Source organism: Streptomyces sp. NPDC028711, from assembly GCF_055565415.1.
On record NZ_JBVHUJ010000004.1, the window covers coordinates 618,599 to 641,613 of the forward strand.

The 23,015-nt window shown below is 68.2% G+C and carries 21 protein-coding genes and 1 pseudogene; 15 read left to right on the forward strand and 7 right to left on the reverse strand.

Features of this window, described 5'->3' with window-relative positions; all coding sequences use genetic code 11:
• Positions 1-378 precede the first annotated feature (378 nt).
• Positions 379-1,083 (forward strand): DUF1707 SHOCT-like domain-containing protein, encoded by a 705-nt coding sequence (locus ACZ4VK_RS17435; protein ID WP_468353084.1) that lies wholly within the window; start codon positions 379-381, stop codon positions 1,081-1,083.
• A 146-nt stretch (positions 1,084-1,229) separates the two neighbouring features.
• Positions 1,230-1,601, forward strand: coding sequence for a WhiB family transcriptional regulator (locus tag ACZ4VK_RS17440; protein ID WP_056551586.1), 372 nt, complete (start codon positions 1,230-1,232; stop codon positions 1,599-1,601).
• 129 nt (positions 1,602-1,730) lie between these two features.
• Here ACZ4VK_RS17440 and glpX read toward each other — a convergent pair whose 3' ends face one another.
• The gene (glpX, locus tag ACZ4VK_RS17445; RefSeq protein WP_468353086.1) at positions 1,731-2,762 is read right to left on the reverse strand and encodes a class II fructose-bisphosphatase; all 1,032 of its coding nucleotides are present in this window, start codon (positions 2,760-2,762) and stop codon (positions 1,731-1,733) included.
• A 117-nt stretch (positions 2,763-2,879) separates the two neighbouring features.
• Here glpX and ACZ4VK_RS17450 point away from each other — a divergent pair, with 117 nt between their 5' ends.
• On the forward strand, positions 2,880-3,413 hold the full coding sequence (locus ACZ4VK_RS17450) for a DUF4245 domain-containing protein (protein WP_468353088.1): 534 nt from the start codon (positions 2,880-2,882) through the stop codon (positions 3,411-3,413).
• 128 nt (positions 3,414-3,541) lie between these two features.
• Here ACZ4VK_RS17450 and ACZ4VK_RS17455 read toward each other — a convergent pair whose 3' ends face one another.
• The 4 genes from ACZ4VK_RS17455 to ACZ4VK_RS17470 all read right to left on the reverse strand — a co-directional run bounded on the left by ACZ4VK_RS17455 (position 3,542) and on the right by ACZ4VK_RS17470 (position 7,397).
• A complete protein-coding gene (locus tag ACZ4VK_RS17455; protein WP_468353090.1) occupies positions 3,542-4,132 on the reverse strand; it encodes a malonic semialdehyde reductase in 591 nt (196 codons plus the stop codon).
• Between the two features lie 159 nt (positions 4,133-4,291).
• A complete protein-coding gene (locus ACZ4VK_RS17460; RefSeq protein ID WP_468353092.1) occupies positions 4,292-4,537 on the reverse strand; it encodes an exodeoxyribonuclease VII small subunit in 246 nt (81 codons plus the stop codon).
• A 106-nt stretch (positions 4,538-4,643) separates the two neighbouring features.
• The gene (xseA, locus tag ACZ4VK_RS17465; RefSeq protein ID WP_468353094.1) at positions 4,644-5,861 is read right to left on the reverse strand and encodes an exodeoxyribonuclease VII large subunit; all 1,218 of its coding nucleotides are present in this window, start codon (positions 5,859-5,861) and stop codon (positions 4,644-4,646) included.
• Between the two features lie 171 nt (positions 5,862-6,032).
• Entirely contained in the window at positions 6,033-7,397 is a 1,365-nt protein-coding gene (locus tag ACZ4VK_RS17470; RefSeq protein WP_468353096.1) for an APC family permease, read from the reverse strand.
• 54 nt (positions 7,398-7,451) lie between these two features.
• Here ACZ4VK_RS17470 and ACZ4VK_RS17475 point away from each other — a divergent pair, with 54 nt between their 5' ends.
• On the forward strand, positions 7,452-8,495 hold the full coding sequence (locus ACZ4VK_RS17475) for a 4-hydroxy-3-methylbut-2-enyl diphosphate reductase (RefSeq protein WP_468353098.1): 1,044 nt from the start codon (positions 7,452-7,454) through the stop codon (positions 8,493-8,495).
• Between the two features lie 30 nt (positions 8,496-8,525).
• Positions 8,526-9,281 (forward strand): polyphosphate--glucose phosphotransferase, encoded by a 756-nt coding sequence (ppgK, locus tag ACZ4VK_RS17480; RefSeq protein ID WP_468353100.1) that lies wholly within the window; start codon positions 8,526-8,528, stop codon positions 9,279-9,281.
• Between the two features lie 45 nt (positions 9,282-9,326).
• Here the strand turns inward: ppgK and ACZ4VK_RS17485 are convergent, their stop codons facing one another.
• Positions 9,327-10,061 (reverse strand): DUF6542 domain-containing protein, encoded by a 735-nt coding sequence (locus tag ACZ4VK_RS17485; protein WP_468353102.1) that lies wholly within the window; start codon positions 10,059-10,061, stop codon positions 9,327-9,329.
• Positions 10,062-10,223: 162 nt separating this feature from the next.
• On the opposite strand from ACZ4VK_RS17485, the gene ychF reads away from it, so the two are divergent.
• Both ychF and ACZ4VK_RS17495 read left to right on the forward strand, forming a co-directional pair.
• The gene (gene ychF / locus ACZ4VK_RS17490) at positions 10,224-11,312 is read left to right on the forward strand and encodes a redox-regulated ATPase YchF (protein ID WP_468353104.1); all 1,089 of its coding nucleotides are present in this window, start codon (positions 10,224-10,226) and stop codon (positions 11,310-11,312) included.
• A 374-nt stretch (positions 11,313-11,686) separates the two neighbouring features.
• Positions 11,687-12,301, forward strand: coding sequence for a helix-turn-helix transcriptional regulator (locus ACZ4VK_RS17495; protein WP_468353106.1), 615 nt, complete (start codon positions 11,687-11,689; stop codon positions 12,299-12,301).
• A 24-nt stretch (positions 12,302-12,325) separates the two neighbouring features.
• Here ACZ4VK_RS17495 and ACZ4VK_RS17500 read toward each other — a convergent pair whose 3' ends face one another.
• Entirely contained in the window at positions 12,326-13,162 is an 837-nt protein-coding gene (locus ACZ4VK_RS17500) for a UbiA prenyltransferase family protein (protein ID WP_468353108.1), read from the reverse strand.
• A 586-nt stretch (positions 13,163-13,748) separates the two neighbouring features.
• Here ACZ4VK_RS17500 and ACZ4VK_RS17505 point away from each other — a divergent pair.
• The 8 genes and pseudogenes from ACZ4VK_RS17505 to ilvN all read left to right on the forward strand — a co-directional run.
• Positions 13,749-14,597: a sugar phosphate isomerase/epimerase family protein gene (locus tag ACZ4VK_RS17505; RefSeq protein ID WP_468353110.1), complete on the forward strand. Its 849-nt coding sequence runs from the start codon at positions 13,749-13,751 to the stop codon at positions 14,595-14,597.
• Positions 14,581-15,249: a cupin domain-containing protein gene (locus tag ACZ4VK_RS17510; RefSeq protein WP_468353112.1), complete on the forward strand. Its 669-nt coding sequence runs from the start codon at positions 14,581-14,583 to the stop codon at positions 15,247-15,249. The genes ACZ4VK_RS17505 and ACZ4VK_RS17510 overlap by 17 nt, the downstream gene beginning before the upstream one ends.
• 4 nt (positions 15,250-15,253) lie before the next feature.
• Positions 15,254-16,420 carry an FAD-dependent monooxygenase gene (locus ACZ4VK_RS17515; protein WP_468353114.1) on the forward strand — a complete coding sequence of 389 codons (1,167 nt, stop codon included), beginning with the start codon at positions 15,254-15,256 and terminating at the stop codon, positions 16,418-16,420.
• The gene (locus ACZ4VK_RS17520; protein ID WP_468353116.1) at positions 16,399-18,225 is read left to right on the forward strand and encodes an FAD-dependent oxidoreductase; all 1,827 of its coding nucleotides are present in this window, start codon (positions 16,399-16,401) and stop codon (positions 18,223-18,225) included. The genes ACZ4VK_RS17515 and ACZ4VK_RS17520 overlap by 22 nt, the downstream gene beginning before the upstream one ends.
• A gap of 11 nt (positions 18,226-18,236) precedes the next feature.
• Positions 18,237-19,304, forward strand: coding sequence for a methyltransferase (locus tag ACZ4VK_RS17525; RefSeq protein ID WP_468353118.1), 1,068 nt, complete (start codon positions 18,237-18,239; stop codon positions 19,302-19,304).
• A 30-nt stretch (positions 19,305-19,334) separates the two neighbouring features.
• Positions 19,335-20,549 (forward strand): MFS transporter, encoded by a 1,215-nt coding sequence (locus tag ACZ4VK_RS17530; RefSeq protein ID WP_468353120.1) that lies wholly within the window; start codon positions 19,335-19,337, stop codon positions 20,547-20,549.
• 387 nt (positions 20,550-20,936) lie between these two features.
• Positions 20,937-22,667: an acetolactate synthase large subunit gene (locus ACZ4VK_RS17535; RefSeq protein WP_468353122.1), complete on the forward strand. Its 1,731-nt coding sequence runs from the start codon at positions 20,937-20,939 to the stop codon at positions 22,665-22,667.
• Positions 22,664-22,894: pseudogene (ilvN, locus tag ACZ4VK_RS17540) on the forward strand (acetolactate synthase small subunit); the annotation flags it as partial. The gene ACZ4VK_RS17535 and the pseudogene ilvN, both read left to right, overlap by 4 nt.
• Positions 22,895-23,015: the final 121 nt, after the last annotated feature.

Here is a 23,015-nt window from a genome sequence, read left to right on the forward strand (position 1 = left end):
ACGGCGCACCGCCTCCGTTGGCAGTGCGCCCTCCAGCGTAGAACGCGGGCCGGGCGCCGGTCCTGTGAGGTAAGGCTCACTTGGGACCGGGACCACGCCGGAGTGTCGGGTTTCCGGCCGGGCCGGGGGGAGGGGCCGGCCGTGCGGCGGGTGAGCTGTCAGGGGGGCGGCGAGCTGTCGCGTGGCCGTGAGCTGTCAGGGGGCGGCGAGCTGTCGCGTGGCCGTGAGCTGTCAGGGGGCGGTGAGCTGCCGTGGGGGCGGCGAGCCGTCGTGGACCGCCCCGAATCGCCGTACGCCGACGGTCCGTTCGGGTCGTCGTCCACAGGACGCGGCCCCGCCCCCTGGTCGCGATCTATCGCGTTTCGCTAGGCTGGTTCCGTGGACCTCGAAAAGCAGCCCGAACCCGCGCCCGAAAAGCAGCCGCAGCGGCCGGCCGCTCCCGCCGAGACCGGCTTCGCCGACCCGCGGGGCTCGTTGCGAGCCTCGGACGCGGACCGGGACCGGATCGCGGACATCCTGAGGGACGCCCTCGCCGAGGGGCGGCTCGACCCCGAGGAGCACTCGGACCGGATCGACGCGGTCTACCGGGCCAAGACGGTGGGCGAACTGGAGCCGATCGTCCGCGACCTGCCGTCGGCGCGGACCGGCCAGGAGCCGGGGGCTGCCTACGCCTACGGGCCGGACGAATCCGAAGGCCCCGCCGACAGCCTCGTCGCGATCTTCTCCAGCACCACTCGCAAGGGCCGCTGGCGGGTGGGCCGCAGGACGAACGCCTTCGCGCTCTTCGGGAACATCGAGATCGACCTGACCGAGGCGATCTTCGCCCAGCGGCTCACCACCATCAACGCCACCTCCATCTTCGGCAACGTTGAGGTGCGGGTCCCGGAGAACATCAGCCTGCGCGGCAACGGCAGCGGCGTCTTCGGCAACTTCGAGGTCGTCACCCTGGAGGGCGCCGACCCGCAGGCCCCGGTCGTCGTCATCAACGGCTACTCGGTCTTCGGGAACGTCGAGGCGAGACCCAAGCGCGGAAAGTGGATCACCGACCTCCAGGGCAAGCTCCGCAAGCACCTCGGCCACTGACCCCCGCGCGGCTCCGGGGATGACCGGAATCCGCCCTCGGGTATCCGCAGTGCGGAACGGCGCGGTACGCAGTGCATAGGCGCGCGCACAGCGGGTAGGGCTGGTGCATCGCCGCTCGCTCGCGAAGCCGTCGTCAGGAGTAGACCGTGCTGCAACCGCCGCATCAGCCCCTCCAGGTCGCCGCCGTCCCCCCTCAGCGCGCCCCTGCCCGGGAGGACGAGGCCGGTCCTTGGCACGCGGAGGCGGTGTGCCGCCGGGACGAGGCCGGGCTCTTCTTCGCCCCCTCCAAGGAGCCGACGGCCGCGCGGCTCGCGCGTGAGGCGGCGGCCAAGAGGGTCTGCGGACGCTGTCCCGTGATGGTCGAGTGCCGGGAGCACGCGCTGCTCCAGCCCGAGCCGTACGGGGTGTGGGGCGGCCTCACGGCGGCGGAGCGCCGTGTCGCCCTGGCCCGGCGCCGGCGGCGTGAGGTGGAGCTGAGGAAGGCTGCCGCGACGGAGCGGATCGCCCAGGCGGGCTGACAGGGACCACCGGAGGGAAGCGGAAGCGCGGACACCTTCGTCGTGCCGTACGGGAAGGGGCGCCCCCACCGCACATGGGGGGCGCCCCTCGTCGTACCGCCCGGCAGCCCGCGCGGACCGCCGCTCGGTTCAGTTCGCGCGATCGAAGTCGATCTTGCTGTACGCGCGCAGCTTCGAGAGCCGGTGCGTGGAGTCGATCTGGCGGATCGTGCCCGACTTCGAGCGCATGACGAGCGACTGCGTGGTCGCCGTCTCGGCGCGGTAGCGGACCCCGCGCAGCAGCTCCCCGTCGGTGATGCCGGTCGCGACGAAGAAGACGTTGTCGCCGGCGACCAGGTCGTTCGTGGAGAGGACCCGGTCCAGGTCGTGGCCCGCGTCGAGCGCCTTCTGCCGCTCGGCGTCGTCCTTCGGCCACAGCTTGCCCTGGATCACACCGCCGAGGCACTTGATGGCGCAGGCGGAGATGATGCCCTCGGGGGTGCCGCCGATGCCCATGAGCATGTCGACGCCGGTGCCCTCGCGCACGGCCATGATCGAACCGGCGACGTCGCCGTCCGAGATGAACTTGATGCGGGCGCCGGTCTCGCGGATCTCCTTGACGATGCCCTCGTGGCGGGGGCGGTCGAGGATGACGACCGTGATGTCCTCGGGGGAGGACTGCTTCGCCTTGGCGACCCGGCGGATGTTGACCGAGACGGGGGCGTTGATGTCGACGAAGTCGGCGGCCTCGGGGCCGGTGACCAGCTTGTCCATGTAGAAGACCGCGGACGGGTCGAACATGGTGCCGCGGTCGGCGGCGGCCAGGACGGCGATCGCGTTCGGCATGCCCTTGGCGTTGAGCGTGGTGCCGTCGATCGGGTCGACGGCGATGTCGACCTCGGCGCCGGTGCCGTCGCCGACCCGCTCGCCGTTGAAGAGCATGGGCGCTTCGTCCTTCTCGCCCTCGCCGATGACGACCACGCCGTTCATCGAGACGGTGGAGATCAGGGTCCGCATGGCGTTGACCGCCGCGCCGTCCGCGCCGATCTTGTCGCCGCGGCCGACCCAGCGGCCGGCGGCCATGGCGGCGGCCTCGGTGACGCGGACCAGCTCGAGGGCGAGGTTGCGGTCGGGCGCCTCAGGGGAGACGACAAGCTCGGGCGGCAGATGGTTCTCGGTCATCGGAACGCACCTTTCTGTACGGCGACGGCCGGATAAAAGAGGGTGCTGCGACTCTATCGGTACGTCGACATAATGAGCAGAGGGGCCCACGTATGAGCACGACACCGTGATGCGACCATGGTGGGCGTGGCAGGTATGCGAGGCAGGCAGACGGTACGCGGGATGTTCCAGTCCCTCGGGGTGATCTTGGTCGCCGCGGGAGTGATGTATCTCTTCATCCCACACGACGACAACGCCCAACCGGTCAAGGCGAAGGACTATCGGGTCGAGCTTCTGACGGCCCAGCGGGCCGCGCCCTACCCGGTGCTGGCCCCCGTGGGCCTCGGCGAGGGATGGAAGGCGACGGTGGTCTCGTACAAGCGCGACAAGGCCGACGCCTGGCAGCTCGGCTTCCTCTCCCCGGACACCCAGTACGTGGCGATCCACCAGTCGACGGCGGCGCCGGGCACCTACGTCCCCGACGTCACCCACCGGGCGAAGAACACCGGGCGGACCCAGACGGTGGCGGGCCAGGTCTGGCAGCGCTGGGAGGGCCCCAAGTACGACGCGCTCGTCCGGGTGGACGGCGGTGCGACGACGGTGGTGACCGGCACGGCCTCCTTCGAGCGGCTTGCCGAGATGGCGGGCTCCCTCCAGTCGAAGAAGGTCTGATCCGGTACGCCGGTGGGCGTACGCGAAAAGGCCCCGCACTCGTGGAGTGCGGGGCCTTTTCGCGTGCCGTCGGGCGCTGCCTTCGGACCTCGTCCGTCGGGCGCTGCCTTCGGGGCTCGTCGTCGGGCTCAGACGGTGGTGACGACGTCCTCGTAGGACAGGCGCGGGGAGCGCGGGAACCAGGCGTCCTCGCCCGGCTTGCCGATGTTGACGACCATCAGCGGGGTGTGGTCGTCGTCCAGGAACTCCTTCTGGAGGCCGGCGAAGTCCAGGCCGGTCATCGGGCCCGCGGCCAGGCCGGCGGCGCGGACGCCCACGATGAAGTACGCGGCCTGGAGGGCGGCGTTCAGGACGGCGGACTGCTCGCGGGCCGGACGCTCGGAGAAGAACATGTCCTTGGCCTGCGGGAAGTGCGGGAGCAGGGCCGGGAGCTCCTCGTGGAACTCGTTGTCGGCGGAGAGGATCGCGACGAGCGGGGCCGAGGCGGTCTTGGGCTGGTTGCCCTCGGCCATGTGCTTGACCAGGCGCTCGCGGGCCTCGGGGGAGCGGACCAGGGTGATGCGCAGCGGGGTCTGGTTGAAGGCGGTCGGGCCGTACTTCACCAGGTCGTAGATCGCCTGGACCTGCTCGTCGGTCACCGGCTCGTCGGTGAACGTGTTGGCGGTGCGGGCCTCGCGGAAGAGGAGGTCCTGGGCGGCGGGGTCAAGGGCGAGAGACATGCTGCGTACCTTCCGGACTGCAAAGGGGAGTCGCTCGTAAGGGGTTCAAGCGATGTCTCGACAGTACGCCCAGAATTGGTGAAAGTTCAACTAATCCATCCGGATAGTGATCCGCTTCACTCGGAACTCTACGGCAGGACCACTTCTCCCCGCGACCCCTTACTCGTCCCCGTCCCCGGCCACCGCCGACTCGGCCGCGCGCTCCGCCGCCAGGGAGGCGTCGAGCCGGGCCCGGGCGCCCTCGAGTCGGCGCCGGCAGACCTTCGCCAGCTCCTCGCCGCGCTCCCAGAGCGCGAGGGACTCCTCCAGGGACGTCCCGCCCGCCTCCAGTCGCCGCACGACCTCGATCAGCTCGTCCCGCGCCTGCTCGTAACCGAGCGCCGCCTCTTCCGTACCGGCTGCCATCCGCTGCTCCACCTTCCGTAACCGTTTGTCTCTGGATGCTTCCCGCCGGACGCTGTCCGCGACGGGACCGCCCGCGCTCCGGACCGGACCGTCCGGGATCCGTGCCTCAGGCAGGGTCGCCCACGCGTCGCACCGCGAACTCGCCCTCCGCGACCCGCGCCCGCAGCTCCTCGCCCTCCGGGACCTCCTCGGGGGAGCGGACCACCGCGCCGTCCGCCCGCTGGAGCACCGCGTACCCCCGCTCGAGCGTCGCGGCGGGCGACAGCGCCCGGACCCGCGCCCGCGTGTGCGACAGCTCGGAGTCCGCCCGGTCCAGGAGGTGCCCGAGGACGCGCCGGCTCCGGGCGAGCAGCGCCGCCACCTCGTCCTCACGGACCTCGACCATGCGCTGCGGATGCTCCATGACGGGCCGCGCGAGCGCATGCGCGAGTCCCCGCTCCTCCCGGTCGAGGAGCCCCCGCACCGTCCGCAGGGCCCGGTCCCGCAGCCCGCGCACACGGTCCAGCTCCTCCCCGACGTCCGGCACGACCTTCTTGGCCGCGTCCGTCGGCGTGGAGGCGCGCAGGTCGGCCACCAGGTCGAGCAGGGGCGAGTCCGGTTCGTGCCCGATCGCCGACACCACCGGCGTACGGCAGTCGGCCACGGCCCGGACGAGCTGCTCGTCCGAGAACGGCAGCAGGTCCTCGACGCTGCCGCCGCCCCGGGCGACGATGATCACGTCCACGTCCTCGTGCGCGTCGAGCTCCTTGACCGCCTGGACGACCTGCGGGACCGCCTTCACGCCCTGCACCGCCACGTTCCGCACCTCGAAGGCCACGGCGGGCCAGCGCCGTCGCGCGTTCTCCAGGACGTCTCGCTCCGCCGCCGACGCGCGGCCGCAGACGAGTCCGATCCGGTGCGGCAGGAACGGCAGCGGCTTCTTCCGGTCGAGCGCGAACAGCCCCTCGGCCGCCAGGCTCCGCTTCAGCTGCTCCAGGCGGGCGAGCAGCTCGCCGATCCCGACCGGCTTGATCTCCACCGCCCGCAGCGACAGCTGCCCGCGCGGCGCGTACCACTCGGGCTTGGCGTGCACGACGACCCGGGCGCCCTCCGACACGATGTCCGCGACGGCGTCGAACACCTGGCGGTAGCAGGTGACGCCGATGGAGATGTCGTGCGAGGGATCCCGCAGCGTCAGGAAGACGACCCCGGCGCCGGGGCGCCGCGACAGCTGCGTGATCTGCCCCTCGACCCAGATCGCCCCGAGCCGGTCGATCCACCCCCCGATCAGCCGGGAGACCTCACCGACGGGAAGCGGTGCTTCGGCGGACGTAGTCAGACCCATGGACCGAGCGTAACCGCGCGGTACGACAACGTCAGGGGTGCGGGGCCGCGCAGGTCTCCGACAAGGCGACCGGGCGCGCCGCCGACGACCCGCCGCCCCGCCGCAAGGCAACGCCGACGACCCGCCGCCCCGCCGCAAGGCAACGCCGGTGCCGCGCTCCTCCCCGCTTCCTCAGCGTCCCGCCGCCGGCCCCCGCGTCGCCCCCTGGACGGCCAGGACCACCAGGCCCACCCCGAGCCACACCACACCCACCACCTGCGCCTCCGGCGAGGCCTCCACGATGACCGCGATCAGGATCGCCGCCCCGACGACCGGAAGGACGATGTGTTTCAGCCAGTGCGGCGGTCCCTCGGCCCGCTGTACCGCGAACCAGCCCACCACGCTCGCGTGCAGCAGGACGAAGGCCGTCAGCGCGCCGACGTCGACCACCGACACCAGGTGGTCGAGGCCGTCGTCCCTGCGGGCCGCCCACACCGCCGCGATCATCGTCACCGTCGCGGCCACGAGGAGCGCCACCCGCGGCACGCCCGCGTCCGTCCGGGCGAGCAGGTGCGGGAGGCGCCGGTCGCGGCCCATCGCGAACAGCAGCCGCCCGCCGGCCGCCTGCCCCGCCAGCGCCGCGAAGGCCGCGCCGATCGCCTTGGACACGGCCACGAGGTCGTGCAGCCAGCCGCCGACCGAGGTCTCCACGGCGTCGTAGAAGGCCGAGCCCTGCTTCCCCGGGTCCGCCGCGAGCTCGGCCGATGAGACCGGTTCGAGGAGCGCGACGAGCCAGGACTGCGCTACGAAGAGGACACCCGCGAGGGCCAGGCAGAACAGCACCGCCCGCGCGACCTTCGCCGAACCTCCCGTGACCTCCTCCGCGAAGGAGGCGATGGCGTCGAAGCCCAGGTAGGAGAGGACGGCCACCGACACGGCGCCCACCACCGCCGCGAGCGAGAACGAGACGTCGCCGGTGAGCGGCGACCACCAGTCGCGCCGTGCCCCGTCCCGTACGAGCACCACCACGGCCGAGACGACGAAGACGAGGAGGACGACGATCTCCATCGCGAGCACCGCGAAGCCGACCCGGGCCGCGGCCCGTACGCCCCAGAGGTTGAGCAGCGTGGTGACGACGACGGCGATCCCGGTCCACACCCACCGGTCCACCTCGGGGACCAGCGCCTCCATCGCGATGCCCGCGAAGAGGTAGGCGACGGCCGGGATCAGCAGGTAGTCGAGCATCGCCATCCACCCGGCGACGAATCCCGGCCCCTCGCCGAGCCCCTTGCGGGCGTACGTGAAGACGGAACCGGCCTGCGGGGCGACCCGGACCATCTGCGCGTAACTGAACGCCGTGAACGCCATGGCGACGGTGGCCACGACGTACACGAGTGCGACGGCGCCGCCCGACTTGGCGTCGAGCGTGCCGAAGACGCCGACGGGCGCCATCGGCGCGATGAAGAGCAGCCCGTACACGACCAGGTCGCGGAACCCAAGGTTCCGTCGAAGTCCCGTGTGGTCCCCGCGCTCCGCCACCTGCGATTCCTCGGACATGGCGACAGTTTCGGCCACGGCACCGATCAAACCCCTCACCGACGCGGCCTTACGATGGGACGCATGACTGCGATGCCCGCGCCGACGCCCGAGTCCGCCCCCGCGACGAACCGTCCGAAGCGTGTCCTGCTCGCCGCCCCGCGCGGCTACTGCGCGGGCGTGGACCGTGCCGTGATCGCCGTGGAGAAGGCCCTGGAGCAGTACGGGGCGCCGATCTACGTCCGGCACGAGATCGTCCACAACAAGTACGTCGTCCAGACCCTGGAGCGGAAGGGCGCGATCTTCGTCGACCAGGCGACCGAGGTCCCGCCGGGGAACATCGTGATGTTCTCCGCCCACGGCGTCGCCCCGGCCGTCCACGAGGAGGCCCGCCAGGGCCGCCTGAAGACCATCGACGCGACCTGCCCGCTGGTCACCAAGGTCCACAAGGAAGCCGTCCGCTTCGCCAACGACGACTTCGACATCCTCCTCATCGGCCACGAGGGCCACGAGGAGGTCATCGGCACCTCCGGCGAGGCCCCCGACCACATCCAGCTGGTCGACGGCCCGGACGACGTCGCCAAGATCGAGGTCCGCGACCCTTCCCGGGTCGTCTGGCTCTCCCAGACCACGCTCTCCGTCGACGAGACGATGGAGACGGTCGACGCGCTGAAGGAGAAGTTCCCGCAGCTGATCTCCCCGCCGTCCGACGACATCTGCTACGCCACGCAGAACCGCCAGACCGCGATCAAGGAGCTCGCCGGCCAGGCCGAGCTCGTGATCGTCGTCGGCTCGAAGAACTCCTCCAACTCGATCCGCATGGTCGAGGTCGCCAAGCAGGCCGGCGTCCCCGCCGCGTACCTCGTCGACTTCGCGAGCGAGATCGACGAGGCCTGGCTGGAGGGCGTGACCAGCGTCGGCCTCTCCTCCGGCGCCTCCGTCCCGGACATCCTGGTGCAGGAGGTCCTGGAGTGGCTCTCGGAGCGGGGCTACGCGGACGTCGAGATCGTCAAGACGGCCGACGAGTCGCTGACCTTCTCGCTCCCCAAGGAACTCCGCGACAAGGACCTGCGGGCCGAGGCGGCGAAGCTCCTCGACGCGGCGCCGGTCAAGGAGTAACTCCACGCGACAGCCCTTACCGTGGGGTCCATGAACGTCTTCGGAGTGGACATCGGCGGCTCGGGCATCAAAGGCGCCCCCGTGGACCTGGAGCGCGGCGCGCTCACCGAGGAGCGCCACAAGGTACTGACCCCGCAGCCCGCCACACCCGACGGTGTGGCGGGCTGCGTCGCGGAGGTCGTGGCGCACTTCGGCTGGACCGGACCGGTGGGGGTGACCTTCCCCGGAGTGGTCACGGGCTCCACGATCCGTACGGCGGCGAACGTCGACCCGTCATGGATCGGCGTGGACGCCGGCACCCTCCTGAGCGACCGCCTCGGCGGCCTCCCGGTGACCGTCCTGAACGACGCCGACGCGGCCGGGGTCGCGGAGATGACCTACGGCGCGGGCCGGGGCCGCAAGGGCACCGTGATCCTGCTGACCCTCGGCACGGGCATCGGCTCGGCCCTCTTCGTCGACGGCCGCCTCGTCCCCAACACGGAGCTGGGCCACCTGGAGCTGAAGGGCCACGACGCGGAGACCAGGGCGTCGACGAAGGCCAAGGAGGACGAGGACCTCACCTGGGAACACTGGGCGACGCGCCGCCTGCGGAAGTACCTCGCCCACGTCGAGATGCTGTTCTCGCCGGAGCTGTTCATCATCGGCGGCGGGGTGAGCCGGAAGGCGGACAAGTTCCTTCCGCTGATCGAGGGGATCCGGGCGGAGATCGTCCCGGCGGAGCTGCAGAACAACGCGGGGATCGTGGGAGCGGGGATGGCGTCGGCGGGGGTGGGGGCGACGATGTGAGGGAGCGGGGGCGGCGGGGGCGTACGCCCGGGTGACGTGCGGCGGTCAGCCCACCGGGCGGCGGCGGGGGCCGGCTCCGCCCCTTCCGCCGGGCCCCTCACCGGCCACCGACGAGGGGCCGCTCGACCCGGCGGCCGGGCCGTCTGTCACGCGGGCGGCGGGCGGCTGTCGCCGGCCCATCTCCCGTACCTTCCGTACGCTCGCGATGAGCCCGGCGACGAGGGTGCCGCCGTACAGCCAGCCGGCGTGCACGGCGAGGGCGGTCACGACCGCCATGGCCTGGCCGCCGAGGCCGCCCGTGCCACCCGCGATGGGGACGACGCCGACGGCGAAGGCGATGGGGACGCCGATGGGGGCGGTGACGAGGTCGGCGGTACGGACCCACAGCGCGGTCAGGGCGCTGACCGGCAGGAACAGCAGCCCGTAGACGATCGGGGAGCCGTCGAGGAGCAGCCGGTCGAGGAAGCCGAGCACCAGCATGACGGCGGAGGCGAAGAGCCCGGCGCCGAGGCCGGTGAGCCGGGGCGAGGGAAGCCGCCGGAGGGCGAGGACGACCGGAGGCACGGGCCGGCCGCCGGGCGACCGCCCGAGCGTCTTGCCGCTGGGCCCCGTGGCCCCGGCGCGCTCGACCCGGGCGCCGCCGGGAAGCCGCCGGGCCCGGCCGGTCACGCGGTACACGGCCGCACCCTCCACGAGCGCGCCGGGCGGCGTCACGGGCGGCGCGACGGGGGTCTGCGGCCGTCGGCGGCCTTGCGGCTGACTTGTCCTGTGCTGCTCCACACCACCAACGTAGGTCGGGAGGGGGCGGGAACCGGGTCCGGGACACGCCCTTTGGGTGACCTTGCCCCCGAGAACGACCGAAGGTCGGCGTCACTGGCCGGTTCGGCCCGCCCGTAAACTGGGGGATCGGCCCCCCCATCCACACTTCAGGAAGTCGCCACCGTGTCGCTCACGATCGGAATCGTCGGTCTGCCGAATGTCGGCAAGTCGACCCTGTTCAACGCCCTGACCAAGAACGACGTGCTGGCGGCCAACTACCCGTTCGCCACGATCGAGCCCAACGTCGGCGTCGTCGGTGTCCCCGACGCCCGTCTCACCAAGCTCGCGGAGATCTTCAACTCCCAGCGCGTCCTCCCGGCGACGGTCGACTTCGTCGACATCGCGGGCATCGTGCGCGGAGCGAGCGAGGGCGAGGGCCTCGGCAACAAGTTCCTCGCGAACATCCGCGAGTCGGACGCGATCTGCCAGGTCATCCGCGCCTTCAAGGACGAGAACGTCGTCCACGTCGACGGCAAGGTCTCGCCGAAGGACGACATCGAGACGATCAACACGGAGCTGATCCTCGCGGACCTCCAGACGATCGAGAAGGTCCTCCCGCGCCTCCAGAAGGAGATGCGGATCAAGAAGGACACGGCGCCCAAGGTGGCGGCGGTCGAGGCCGCGCAGGCGATCCTGGAGAAGGGCGACACTCTCTTCTCGCAGGGCATCGTGCAGGGCTCGGAGAAGGCGGAGCTCCTCCACGACCTGCACCTCCTCACCACCAAGCCCTTCCTCTACGTGTTCAACGTGGACGAGGACGAGCTGACGGACGACGCCTTCAAGGCGGAGCAGAGCGCGCTCGTCGCCCCGGCGGAGGCGATCTTCCTCAACGCGAAGCTGGAGCAGGACCTCGCCGAGCTGGACGAGGAGGACGCCATGGAGCTCCTCCAGTCCGTCGGCGCCGAAGAGCCCGGCCTTGCCACCCTCGCCCGCGTCGGCTTCGCCACCCTCGGCCTCCAGACCTACCTGACGGCCGGCCCCAAGGAATCCCGCGCCTGGACGATCAAGCAGGGCGCGACGGCCCCCGAGGCGGCCGGTGTCATCCACACCGACTTCCAGAAGGGCTTCATCAAGGCCGAGGTCATCTCCTTCGCCGACCTCGTGGAAACGGGCTCGGTAGCCGAAGCCCGCGCGGCCGGCAAGGCCCGCATGGAGGGCAAGGAGTACGTCATGCAGGACGGCGACGTGGTGGAGTTCCGCTTCAACGTGTAGCCGTTGACATGGCACCACGTCGCTGACCGGTACATGCTCAGGTCAGGGAGGGTCCGGCTCCGCGGGGTCGGGCCCTTGGTCTTTCCCGTGCCGGGATGTGGTGCGTGGTTCGGTGCCTGGAGGGTCGGATTCCGTGGGTGCCACGGCACATCTGGGGTGCCAAAGCTTGGCCTGGAGGTGTTCGGTATCGTGTCCGAATCGAACATCGTCACACTGAGCTACGACCTCGAACCGTGTATCCGGCGCGTTCGAGAGGGCCGTTGCAGGGAGGGCCTTTGCGTTACCCAGCTGCGGCGCAGTTTCTGCGTAACGCGATACCAGACGTCATCCATGCCTATCAGATGGCGTTGAGGTCGGTCCGCAGTCCCCTGGCCATGCGCAAGGAGGCGTGGCCGAAGTGCCGCGACCAGGCGCAGGCGATCGTGGAGGACTGCGTCGCGCGACTGACCGGGGACGGCCCGCTCGAGTCGGCCGAAGCCTGGCGGTACTCGCATCTCGTGGGCACCGACCGTGCCAACCAGGGCATCGCGGTCGCCGAGTCGGTGCGTGCGGTGGAGATCCTGTGGAATGCCATGCAGCCGACCATCAACTCCGCCGTGCAGCACGAGGCGCCCGCGCGACGGGCCCCCGCGCTGTTGCTGATCAGTACGGCGTTCCGCTCCAGCGCGGGAAGCCGGCTCTACGCGGGCGCCGTCGGCTATGGCGGGGCCACCGCCCGGTCCTCCGACACCCTGCCGAACGAGGACGACACCGCAGCCGCAGCGGGCGTCTCCGAATCGGCGCCGATGCACGCCGGGGCGGGCTTGGCGTTGTCCCGGCGTGAGAAGGAGGTGCTCGAGGGGGTGGCGAAGGCGATGACCAACAGTCAGATAGCAAGCCGGCTCGGCATCACCACGGCGACCGTGAAGCGGCATCTCAACAACATCTACGGCAAGTTGGGCGCCGTCTCCCGCATCGACGCCGTCAACAAGGCCTTCGGGCGTTACTGACACACGGACCGCCGCACGCGACGGTCACGCAGGTCCGTGCAGCAGGAGCGCGAGCAGCATGGTGACGTTCGCCACGAACTGGGTGCGCATGAAGACGCGGTAGGCACTGCGGCGGGTGTTCTTGTCGCCGTCGGCGGCCCTGGCCGTACGGACGAGCTGCGCCACCATGCAGACGGCTCCGATCGCCAGGGGCACCGCTCCGGCCAGCGTCAGCGGAGCCCAGACCAGCGCCGCCAGCGCCCCGCCTGCTCCGACGAGGAGAGCACCCGCCACCGCGAGCGCGCGGGTCCGGGCGACACCGTAGCGAACGGCCACGGTACGGCGCCCGCCGACGGCGTCTCCCTCGACGTCACCGAGGTCCTTGACGACCGCTCCCACCAGGGCCATCCAGGCGCTCATCACCGTGGCGAAGACCAGTCCTGAAGGGCCCAGTTCGCCTCCCACGGCAACGGCACCCGACGCGAACGAGGTCCAACCGAGTCCGAACACCACCACCGCGCAGGTGCTGCTCCAGCGTTTCGCGGGAAACGGCGGCGCCGAATAGAGCCAGCCCAGCAGCAGGAACAACGCCACCCACAGGGTGAGCCCGGCGACGTACAGCGACAGCAGAAGGGACCCCGCGGCCACGACGGCGGTGAGCAACGCGGCCGTCCGCTCCGGCAGATCGCCGCGGGCTATCGGACGGGTGGACCCGTTGGCGCGGTCCTCCTTGACGTCCAGCACACCGTTGACGAGGTAGGCGGCCACCACGGCCAGCCACCAGACGAGGGCCCCGGCGGCCAGGTGAGGTCCGTCGGCCAGATCCTGGGAGACGAAGGCAGCGCCCACCGTGAACCGCGTGAGGAACACGATCTGAACCACAGGCCGTGCCTCGACCAGACTCAGGCGCGCGTAGCGGAGGCCGCGGGAAAGTGAAACACGAGGCCGCGATTCAGGGAGGAGAACTCTGCCGGAGGTCACTGTCACGGCGTTCAGCCTACGAGGAACGTGTCGTCCCGGGCCGTGACTGCATCCAAGGGTGTACGCAGGACCTGGCCCGCGTCCTCGCCTCCGTCCGCGTCCTTGCCCCTGCCCTTGTCTCCGCCCACGCCTTCGTCCTGATCGCGCTCGTGGGCCCGGTGCATCCTTGGGTGCAGTTCCGCCTGCCCGCCGCTCCTGGTTGACATCGTATGGGTCGACCGAGGAAGCAGGAGAGAGTCATAAGTGGCCGGCATCAAAAATGCTCGGCGTGTGACTGCCGATCTGCCAAGGGCCGCCTGAAACCGCGCGCCGGAACACCGCCGCTGGATTCAGGCTGGTTTGGACTGCTCGACCCGGGCAGTGGGAACACGTTCACCGCATTCCCGCCGACTGGGCGATCCCGGTTTCGATGTAGCTGCCTGCCGACTGCGAAAGCAGCTATCGATCTGCACTGTGACGTGCCGTTTCACGATCGGGAGTAAGCGAAGTGGATTACCATATCGGTACGGTCACCCTGGGTGGCTCGCTGCCGGATAAATTGGAAGCAATCGCTGACGCCGGCTTCACTGGTATCGAATTGATGGAATGGGACCTGCAGGGATCCTCGGTGCCCATCGCCCGAGCCATGGCGGAAGACCTCGGCCTGGAAATCATCAATTATCAGCCGCTCAGGGATTTCGAAGGCGGGCCCAGGGACCAGCTGGCGCCCAAGCTGGACCGGATCGAGCGAATCTTCGACTGTATGGAGCAGTTGAGGACGAGCACGCTGATCCTGTGCAGCAACGTAAGCGACGTTTCGGATCTCGACGACGACGCAGTCGCCGATGACCTGGCGCTCCTGGGCGAAAGGGCCGCAGCCAGAGGGTTTTCGATCGGTTACGAGGCGCTGTCCTGGGGGCTACGGGTCAATACGTTCCGTCAGGCCTGGAGGATGATCGAGCGTTCCGGCGCCGAAAATGTGGGTCTGGTCCTTGACAGCTTTCACACCCTGGCCCTGAACGACCATTTCGAGGATCTGTCCGCCGTGCCGCCCGATCGCATCGCGCTGATCCAGGTGTCGGATGCTCCCCGCATGGATCTGGATGTGAAGTCCTGGAGCCGGCATCACCGCTGCCTGCCGGGTGAGGGAGATTTCGATGTAGCCGCTTTCCTGGCGCCTGCGCTGGCCAACGGTTATGACGGCCCGATTTCGCTTGAGATATTCAATGACCATTACAAGGCGCGACCCCCTGCGCCGCTGGCGCGACAAGGTATGACCGCCTTGCGCGACGTCACGTCGGCGGCCATGTTGTCGGCTCCCCGAGAAGGAAGGCAGTTCCATGAGCACCGAATATGAAATATTCGACTTCCCGGAGATCGCACCCGGCCCGGAGAAGCCGTTGGTACTCGGACCGGCGGGCGAGGTCTTCAACTTCGTGCAGACCGGTGAGAGCAACGGCGGCAAGTTCCTGTTCTCCAAGCTGACGGTGCCGCCGCACGTCGGCCCGCCGCCGCACATCCATCACCGTACCGATGAATGGTTCTATGCGCCGAACGGCGGATTCAGCATCTTCATGGGGCCCAACGAATTTCCTGACCTGGACATCACGCCGGGCGATGGTGCCGACAAGGAAACGGTCGTCATGCTGCCGATGCGTCCGAAAGAACTGCTCTACGTTCCACGCAACTACACGCATGGTTTCGTCAATACGACACATACCGACCAGGAGATGTGGTTGGTCTGGTCGCCGGACACGCCGGAGAGTTCCATCCTTCCGTATTTCATGAACGCGGGCAAGGTCGTGACCAGCAAGCAGGACATCACGGAGCCGGACTTCCTGTCCCGTATTCGTCTTGTTTCCATGGCTCGCGACTACGGCATCAATCAGAGCGCGGACTTCTGGGACTTCGTCAAGGACGTCGTGGAGGACAGGCCCGACTGGTTGCCGAGCGACAGTCGCGCGAGACTCCTCAACCTGTTCCATGATGAAATCGAGGCGCAGGCGTAGTCTCATGGGCATCGACGACAAGACCTCAATTGCCATCGTCGGCGGTGGATTGGGCGGAGCCGCGACGGCCGTGTTGCTGCAGCAGGCCGGTTATTCCGTGGCGGTATTCGAGCAGGCATGCGGGTTCGAGCCCGCCGGTGCCGGGATCCATCTGTCGCCCAACGTGATGCGCATCCTGGGCCATGTGGGGATCGATGACGCACTCGTCAGGTCGGGATACCGGCCCGAATCATTTACCAGCCGGAACCTGGCAACGAATTCCGTCAGGTACGCATTGTCGCTCGGTGACCAGGCGATGGAGAGGTACGGAGCTCCCTATCTCACCGTCGGTCGCGGCGTTCTCCATCGAGAGCTGATCGGCGCCCTGCGGCCGGGCAGCGTGCGGTACGACAAGCGACTGGTTTCGCTCGACGATCGCGGCACGGAGGTGCGGATGCACTTCGCCGATGGAAGCACCGCCGAAGCCTCCTGCGTCATCGGTGCCGACGGTCTGGGGTCCCAGGTCCGTGAAGTGATGCACGGCGCCGAACGCCCAGGTTTCTCCGGCCAGATCGCGTACCGGGCGACGGTGCCCGCGCACACCCGAGTCCCTGTCGACAGACGGTGCATCACCAAGTGGTGGGCCGACGAGAGTTTTGTCATCGGCTACCCGACCGACTCCCGGAGCGATGACTACTACTTCGTCGCCGGCGCGGCGGCTGACACGTGGACGCATACGCGGTCCTGGGTCGACGGCGACAGAGACGAGATGCTGGACGCTTTCACCGGCTCTTGCGATGAAGTCCTCAGCCTGCTCAACGCGGCTCGGTCCTTGACCAAATGGCCGCTCTTCGAGCGCCCGCCGTTGCAGCAATGGGGGCGAGGGCGAATCGCGCTCCTCGGCGACGCCTGTCATCCCATGAGGCCGCACATGGCGCAAGGGGCGGCCATGGCCATCGAGGACGGCGTGCTGCTGCTGCGGTGCCTGGAAGTCGAGGACGAGATCGAGGCCGCGTTCTGGCGTTACGCCGAGAGCCGCAAGCAACGTACCGCTCGGATCCAGGCCGTGTCCGCCGAGAACTCGTGGCTCAAGGATGCCGAAGACCCGGCCTGGGTTTTCAGCTATGACGCGATGAACGTTGATCTACATGAATTCAGGAGACATTCCACGTGTACGACACTGACGTCCTGATCGTCGGGAGCGGTCCGGCGGGGTCATCCGCGGGGTTGATGCTGAGCACGTACGGCATCGAGAACCTCGTGATCACGAAACATCGCTGGCTCGCCGACACTCCGCGTGCGCACTACAAGAACCAACGCACCATGGAGGTCTTCCGAGACCTGGACGTGGCGGACGAGATCCTTGCCAAGGCCTCGCCGAAAGAAGTCATGGGCAATGTCGTCTTCTGCACCGGTCTGGTGGGCGAGGAACTGGGGCGACTGCCCTACGGTGCCAACAGGGCACAACGGCAGAGCGATTACGCGTTGGCCAGCCCGGCCGAACATTGCGACCTGCCGCAGACCCTCCTCGAACCCATCTTGCTGTCCAACGCTGCTGCGCGCGGCAGTCATGTCCGATTCGACACGCAATTCCTGCGGCTCGACCAGGACGAGCACGGTGTCACCGCGCAGGTGCTGGACAGGCTGAAGCGCGAGCGTTACGAGATCCGGGCCAAGTACCTGATCGGGGCGGACGGCGGCAACAGTGTCGTAGCGGAGCAGATCGGCCTGCCGATGGAAGGCCACATGGGGCTCGCCGGCAGTATCAGCATCATTCTGCACGCGGATCTCTCCCACCTCGTGGCACACCGTCCCGGTTATCTCTGGTGGATCATGCAGCCGGGCGCCAACGTCGGGGGCATCGGCATGGGCCTCCTCCGCATGGTCAGGCCGTGGAACGAGTGGCAGATCGTGTGGGGCTACGACATGAGCGCAGGCGAGCCCGATGTCTCTGAAATCGATGCAGTCGGCATCGCCCGTCAACTGATCGGCGACGATTCAGTGGACATCACCATACGCTCGGTCTCGACGTGGACAGTGAACCAGAAGTACGCCACCCAGTACTCCCGAGGACGGGTGTTCTGTATGGGCGATGCGGTGCATCGTCATCCACCGTCGAACGGCTTGGGCTCGAACACGTCGATTCAGGACGCCTATAACCTGGCGTGGAAAATGGCGATGGTCCTGAAGGGCCAGGCGTCGGACCGACTCCTGAACACTTATGACCAAGAACGCGTGCCGATAGGCAAGCAGATAGTCGAACGCGCGAACAAGAGCATCGAGCAGTTCGGAGCCATCTTTTCCGCTCTCGGCCTCGACGCGAACCTGGATGCGGAGCAGATGCGTGTCAATATGTCCGTCCTGAAGGAGGCCTCCGCAGCGGGCGCCGAAAAGCGGAAGATGTTGCGCGAGGCCATCGAGCTCAAATCGTATGAGTTCGCAACGCAAGGCGTCGAACTCAATCAGCGTTATGCGTCACATGCCGTCTGCTCGGACGGTACCGCGCAGCCCGCATGGCAGCGCGATCCCGAGCTGTACTACCAGGCGTCCAGCCGGCCCGGCGCCCGTCTGCCGCATGCGTGGCTCGACCGGCAGGGTACGCAGGTCTCGAGCCTGGACGTGGTGGGCAAGGGAAGGTTCACCTTGCTGACGGGGCTGAACGGGGAGATCTGGCTCCAGGCCGCCAAGCGTCTTTCGGACGAGCTGAACATCGAGATCGCTGCGCATGTCATCGGCCCCGGACACGCCCTGCAGGATCTCTACGGCGATTGGGCAAGCGTTACGGAAATGCCGGAAGACGGCTGTCTGCTGGTGCGTCCGGATGCGTTTATCGCCTGGCGCAAGGCGGACTCCTCTGCGGCCGTGGACTCGCTGCGGGCAGCCTTGCGCGAGATTCTCGGGCGGGGTTCGGACGGGCGGTGCGATCGGGAGGGGCTGATGCGCTCCGGAGGTGAGCAGGCCTCGGCGGCCCGTCCAGACATGGCGATGAACAAGTAGAAGAGGTGCGTATGACTATCCAGACGTCTTTTCAGGCGGGGCCCGTTACGCACGAAGGTCCTGAGATCCGGGCATCCGCTGCCGGCGGCATCCGCAGGATGCAGGAGCTGATCCGCGGGATGGCGGTCACCCAAATGATTGCTGCGGCCTGCGAAGTCGGACTTCCCGATGCGGTCGACGACGACGGAACCTCGCTGACCTCTGTGTCCGGACGCTTGAAGGTTCACGCAGGCGTCCTGAGGAGGCTTGCCCGAGCACTGTCGTCCCATGGCATATTCGACGTCGATGCGGACGGTGGAATTCGCCACAATGAAGCCTCGCGCCTGTTGAGGACCACCACGGCCGGCCCCTCGCTCCACTGGGCTGCGCGCTTCTGGGGGATGCCGGGCATCTGGCGGTCCTGGGGAGCGCTGAGTCATTGCGCCGGTACCGGCGAGGAAGCGTTCTCGCACGTCAACGGGCAGGACTTCTTTTCCTACATGAACGGAAGCCCTGAAGAGGAAGCGCTCTATCAGCGCTATATGGCGAGCGGATATCCGGGGCGCTACGCGGCGATCGCCGACGTACTCACGGTGGCCCCCGGCGAACGAGTGATCGACGTCGGCGGGGGAACCGGAAGCCTGGCGCGGGCGATTCTCGAACGGAATCCGGACGCGCAAGCCGTCGTGTACGACCAGGCCAGCGTCATTTCGGCCCTGCCCGGGGAGCCCGGGGACGGTCGACTGAGCACGTGCGCGGGTAGTTTCTTCGACGGGGTACCCAGGGGAGGAGACATCTACATCCTGTCGTGGATTCTTCACGACTGGCCCGACGAGAAGGCGGAGTCCATTCTTCGCAACTGCCGCACGGCGATGAGTTCCGGCGCCCGACTCGTTGTCGTGGATCGTGTTCTGCAGGAGTCTCCGAAGGATTGTGATCCGCTTGACCTGGTGCTGGACCTGCAGATGCTGGTCTTGCACGGAGGGCGTGAGCGCACACTGGACGACTTCACGCGACTCCTGAACGCGGCAGGCTTTTCCGCTCCTCAGGTTCTGTCCGCGCGTCCGGAGTTCTCGGTCATCCAGGCCTGTGCCGTGTGAACGTCTGTTCCCTATCCTGTCGAGAGAGCAATGACCACTGAGAGTGCAACAAGCCGAACGGCGCAGCTCGGCATGTCACGAGGCCTGACCTTCCTGATGGCTCTGGCCTGCGGAGCGGTCGCAGCCAACATCTATTACGCGCAGCCCTTGGTGGCGTTGATCGGCCCCGATGTGGGCTTGAGTACGAACGCCTCCAGCCTTGTGGTGACCCTGACCCAGATCGGCTATGGCGTCGGCCTCGTCGTGCTGGTTCCGCTGGGTGACATCTTCGAGAACCGTCGTCTCATCATGGTCACCTTGGCCGCATGCATGGCGGCGCTGCTGAGCGCGTCGGTCGCATCGAGCGCCGGCCTGTTCCTTGCCACTTCGCTGGTCATCGGCCTGAGTTCGGTCGTGGTGCAGATGCTGGTGCCCTTCGCGGCCCATCTTGCTCCGGAAGAAAGCCGTGGACAGGTCGTCGGCAACGTCATGAGCGGCTTGCTGATGGGAATCCTGCTCGCGCGCCCTGTGGCCAGCATGACGACAGATCTGCTCGGCTGGCGTGCGGTATTCGCCATCTCCGCCGGCCTGATGCTGGTGCTTGCCGTCACCCTGCGTTCGGTCCTTCCGGAAAGGAAGCCGAGCACCTCCGTCCCCTACCTGGCGTTGTTGGGGTCGATGGGGCAATTGCTCGTCCGCACGCCGATCCTGCGGCGACGGGCGTTCTACCACGCCATGCTGTTCGGGGCGTTCAGTCTGTTCTGGACTGCTGTGCCACTGATCCTGGCGAGCCCGGCGTGCGGTCTGAGCCAGGGCGGAATCGCCCTGTTCTCCCTGGCGGCGGTGCTCGGGGCCTTTGTCGCGCCGGTTGCGGGCCGTATCGCCGACCGCGGTCTGACGAAACCCGCGACGGGCTTCGCGATCCTGACTGTCGTGGCCTGTTTCCTTCTGGTGTTCGCCAGTGGCGGGCACGTCGTCGCGGCCCTCTTCGTCGCGGCGCTCCTGCTTGACGTGGGGATTTCGTGCAACCTGGTGCTGGGGCAGCGTGCGATCTTCTCGCTGGGGGCGGAGGTACGCAGTCGACTGAACGGCCTCTACATGGCGATCTTCTTCATCGGAGGCGCGGTCGGGTCCGCCGTGGCCAGTTCGGTGTACGCGTCGTACGGGTGGGCGGGTATCGCCTGGTGCGGTATCGCCTTCCCGTTGCTGGCCGGCCTTTACTATCTGACGGAGCTGATGCCCCGGCGTCCCGCGCCGGCTGGGTGATTCGGAGGTTTCCGCCCCATCGTCACCGCGGCCGGCGAACCCCGCCGACGGTGCCCCAGAGCCCGGGGGACTGGCATCCCCACACAGCGGGAAGATAGGCTGATGCCTCGCATTCCCGTGGTTTACCGCGAGAACTTGCTTGAGCCGTCACGAACGGATTCGCTCTGCTCCGACGAGAGTTCTGGTCCCTCGGAGCCGCCGAGCGCGTAGTCGTCACCCGACACCGCTCTTTGCGCGCCATCTTGTAGTACTTCCGGACTTACCGTCCGACTGCTGAATTCTGCGCGCTGCCCTTCGAATCAGTCTTGCGAACGGGCGTCTTCCTCTCATCCGACTCGGGTCAGCAGGCACGCCCAGCGTTCGAGCCAAGCCAATAGGAACGAGCAGATGACCGAACAGATGACAGGTGCTCAAGCTCTGGTCAGGGCTTTGGAGCACGTCGGAGTCGACACCGTGTTCGGATATCCGGGCGGCCATATCCTCCCCGCCTACGATCCGCTCTACGACTCAACCAAGATCCGCCACGTACTGGTTCGGCACGAGCAGGGCGCCGGACACGCCGCGGAAGGGTACGCACAGGCCACCGGCAAGGTAGGCGTCTGCATGGCCACCTCCGGCCCGGGCGCCACCAATCTGGTCACTCCGATCGCCGACGCGTACATGGACTCCGTCCCGATGGTCGCCATCACCGGTCAGGTGCCGAGCGGCATGATCGGCACGGACGCCTTCCAGGAAGCCGACATCTGCGGCATCACGCTTCCCATCACCAAGCACAACTTCCTGGTGACCGACCCCGACGACATCGCGCGCACCATCGCGGAAGCCTTCCACATCGCCTCCAGCGGCCGTCCCGGTCCGGTACTGGTCGACATCACCAAGGACGCGTTGCAGGCCGGCACCGCATTCCACTGGGAGCCGACGACGCGCCTGCCGGGCTACCGCCCGGTCACCCGGCCGCACGCCAAACAGATCCAGGAAGCGGCCAAGCTGATCTCCGAGGCCGAGTGCCCGGTGCTGTACGTCGGCGGCGGCGTGCACAAGGCCCGCGCCTCTGCGGAACTGCTCCGCCTGGCAGAGCTGACCGGTATTCCGGTCGTCACCACGCTGATGGCCAGGGGCACCTTCCCCGACCGCCACCCGCTCCACATGGGGATGCCCGGCATGCACGGCAGCGTCTCGGCGGTGGGCGCACTGCAGAAGGCAGACCTGCTCATTGCCCTGGGCGTGCGGTTCGACGACCGGGTCACCGGGCAGCTGTCGTCGTTCGCACCACGGGCCAAGGTCATCCACGCGGACATCGACCCGGCGGAGATCTCCAAGAACCGGGCGGCGGACGTACCGATCGTGGGTGACTGCAAGGAGGTCATCGGCGCCCTCGTCCACGCGATCGACCGCCCCGGTGACTACGCCGAGTGGCGTGCGCTGCTCGACAGGCTGAAGGAGACCTACCCGCTGGGGTACGAGGACTTCGCGGACGGCTCGCTGGCTCCGCAATATGTCCTGGAAAGGCTCAGCTCCCTCGTCGGGCCGGACGCCCTCTACGTGGCCGGCGTCGGCCAGCACCAGATGTGGGCGTCCCATTTCATCGGCTTCGAGAAGCCCGGCGCCTTCATCACCTCAGGCGGCCTGGGCACGATGGGTTTCGCCGTGCCCGCCGCGATGGGCGCCAAGATGGGGCGGCCGGACACGGTGGTGTGGGCGATCGACGGAGACGGCTGCTTCCAGATGACCAATCAGGAGCTGGCCACCTGCACGATCGAAGGTGTGCCGATCAAGGTCGCGGTCATCAACAACGGCAACCTCGGCATGATCCGCCAGTGGCAGTCGCTCTTCTACGACCAGCGGTACTCCCACTCCGATCTGAAGACGGCCCAGCGCGTCCCCGACTTCGTGAAGCTGGCGGAAGCCTACGGCTGCGTCAGTCTGCGGTGCACACGGCCCGAGGACGTGGACGACACGATCGCCAAGGCAATGGAGATCAACGACGTGCCGGTGGTCATCGACTTCGTGGTCCACGAGGACGCCATGGTCTGGCCCATGGTCCCCGCCGGGACCAGCAATGACGACATCAAGATCGCCCGGGACATGACTCCGAGGTGGGAGAGCGACGACTCATGAGCAAGCACACCTTGTCGGTCCTCGTCGAGGACAAGCCCAGCGCGCTCACCCGGGTCACCGCCCTCTTCAGCCGGCGCGGCTTCAACATCGACTCCCTCGCCGTCGTCCCGGCCGAGGGGGACGGCTTCTCCCGGGTCACCCTCGTGGTCGACGCGGACGACACACCGCTGGAGCAGGTGACCAGGCAACTCGACAAACTCATCAACGTGCTGAGCGTCACGGAAGTCGGCCGTGCGCTGCCGGAGTCCGTGTAGGAGACCGTATACATCAGAAGGGGCCGGCTCCTACGGGGGTCGGTCCCTTTCTCGACCCCGTGTTTCGGACAGTGAGGGCGGGATCGGGAATTGC

Excerpts from the sequence above, each read along its gene's own strand:
- ACZ4VK_RS17535 (WP_468353122.1), top strand. The coding sequence starts at position 20,937 with ATGACCGAACAGATGACAGGTGCTCAAGCTCTGGTCAGGGCTTTGGAG.
- ACZ4VK_RS17525 (WP_468353118.1), top strand. The coding sequence starts at position 18,237 with ATGACTATCCAGACGTCTTTTCAGGCGGGGCCCGTTACGCACGAAGGT.
- ACZ4VK_RS17460 (WP_468353092.1), bottom strand. The coding sequence starts at position 4,537 with ATGGCAGCCGGTACGGAAGAGGCGGCGCTCGGTTACGAGCAGGCGCGG.
- glpX (WP_468353086.1), bottom strand. The coding sequence starts at position 2,762 with ATGACCGAGAACCATCTGCCGCCCGAGCTTGTCGTCTCCCCTGAGGCG.
- ACZ4VK_RS17475 (WP_468353098.1), top strand. The coding sequence starts at position 7,452 with ATGGGACGCATGACTGCGATGCCCGCGCCGACGCCCGAGTCCGCCCCC.
- ACZ4VK_RS17495 (WP_468353106.1), top strand. The coding sequence starts at position 11,687 with ATGCGCAAGGAGGCGTGGCCGAAGTGCCGCGACCAGGCGCAGGCGATC.
- ACZ4VK_RS17455 (WP_468353090.1), bottom strand. The coding sequence starts at position 4,132 with ATGTCTCTCGCCCTTGACCCCGCCGCCCAGGACCTCCTCTTCCGCGAG.
- ACZ4VK_RS17510 (WP_468353112.1), top strand. The coding sequence starts at position 14,581 with ATGAGCACCGAATATGAAATATTCGACTTCCCGGAGATCGCACCCGGC.
- ppgK (WP_468353100.1), top strand. The coding sequence starts at position 8,526 with ATGAACGTCTTCGGAGTGGACATCGGCGGCTCGGGCATCAAAGGCGCC.
- ACZ4VK_RS17530 (WP_468353120.1), top strand. The coding sequence starts at position 19,335 with ATGACCACTGAGAGTGCAACAAGCCGAACGGCGCAGCTCGGCATGTCA.
- ACZ4VK_RS17515 (WP_468353114.1), top strand. The coding sequence starts at position 15,254 with ATGGGCATCGACGACAAGACCTCAATTGCCATCGTCGGCGGTGGATTG.
- ACZ4VK_RS17450 (WP_468353088.1), top strand. The coding sequence starts at position 2,880 with ATGGTGGGCGTGGCAGGTATGCGAGGCAGGCAGACGGTACGCGGGATG.
- xseA (WP_468353094.1), bottom strand. The coding sequence starts at position 5,861 with ATGGGTCTGACTACGTCCGCCGAAGCACCGCTTCCCGTCGGTGAGGTC.
- ACZ4VK_RS17470 (WP_468353096.1), bottom strand. The coding sequence starts at position 7,397 with ATGTCCGAGGAATCGCAGGTGGCGGAGCGCGGGGACCACACGGGACTT.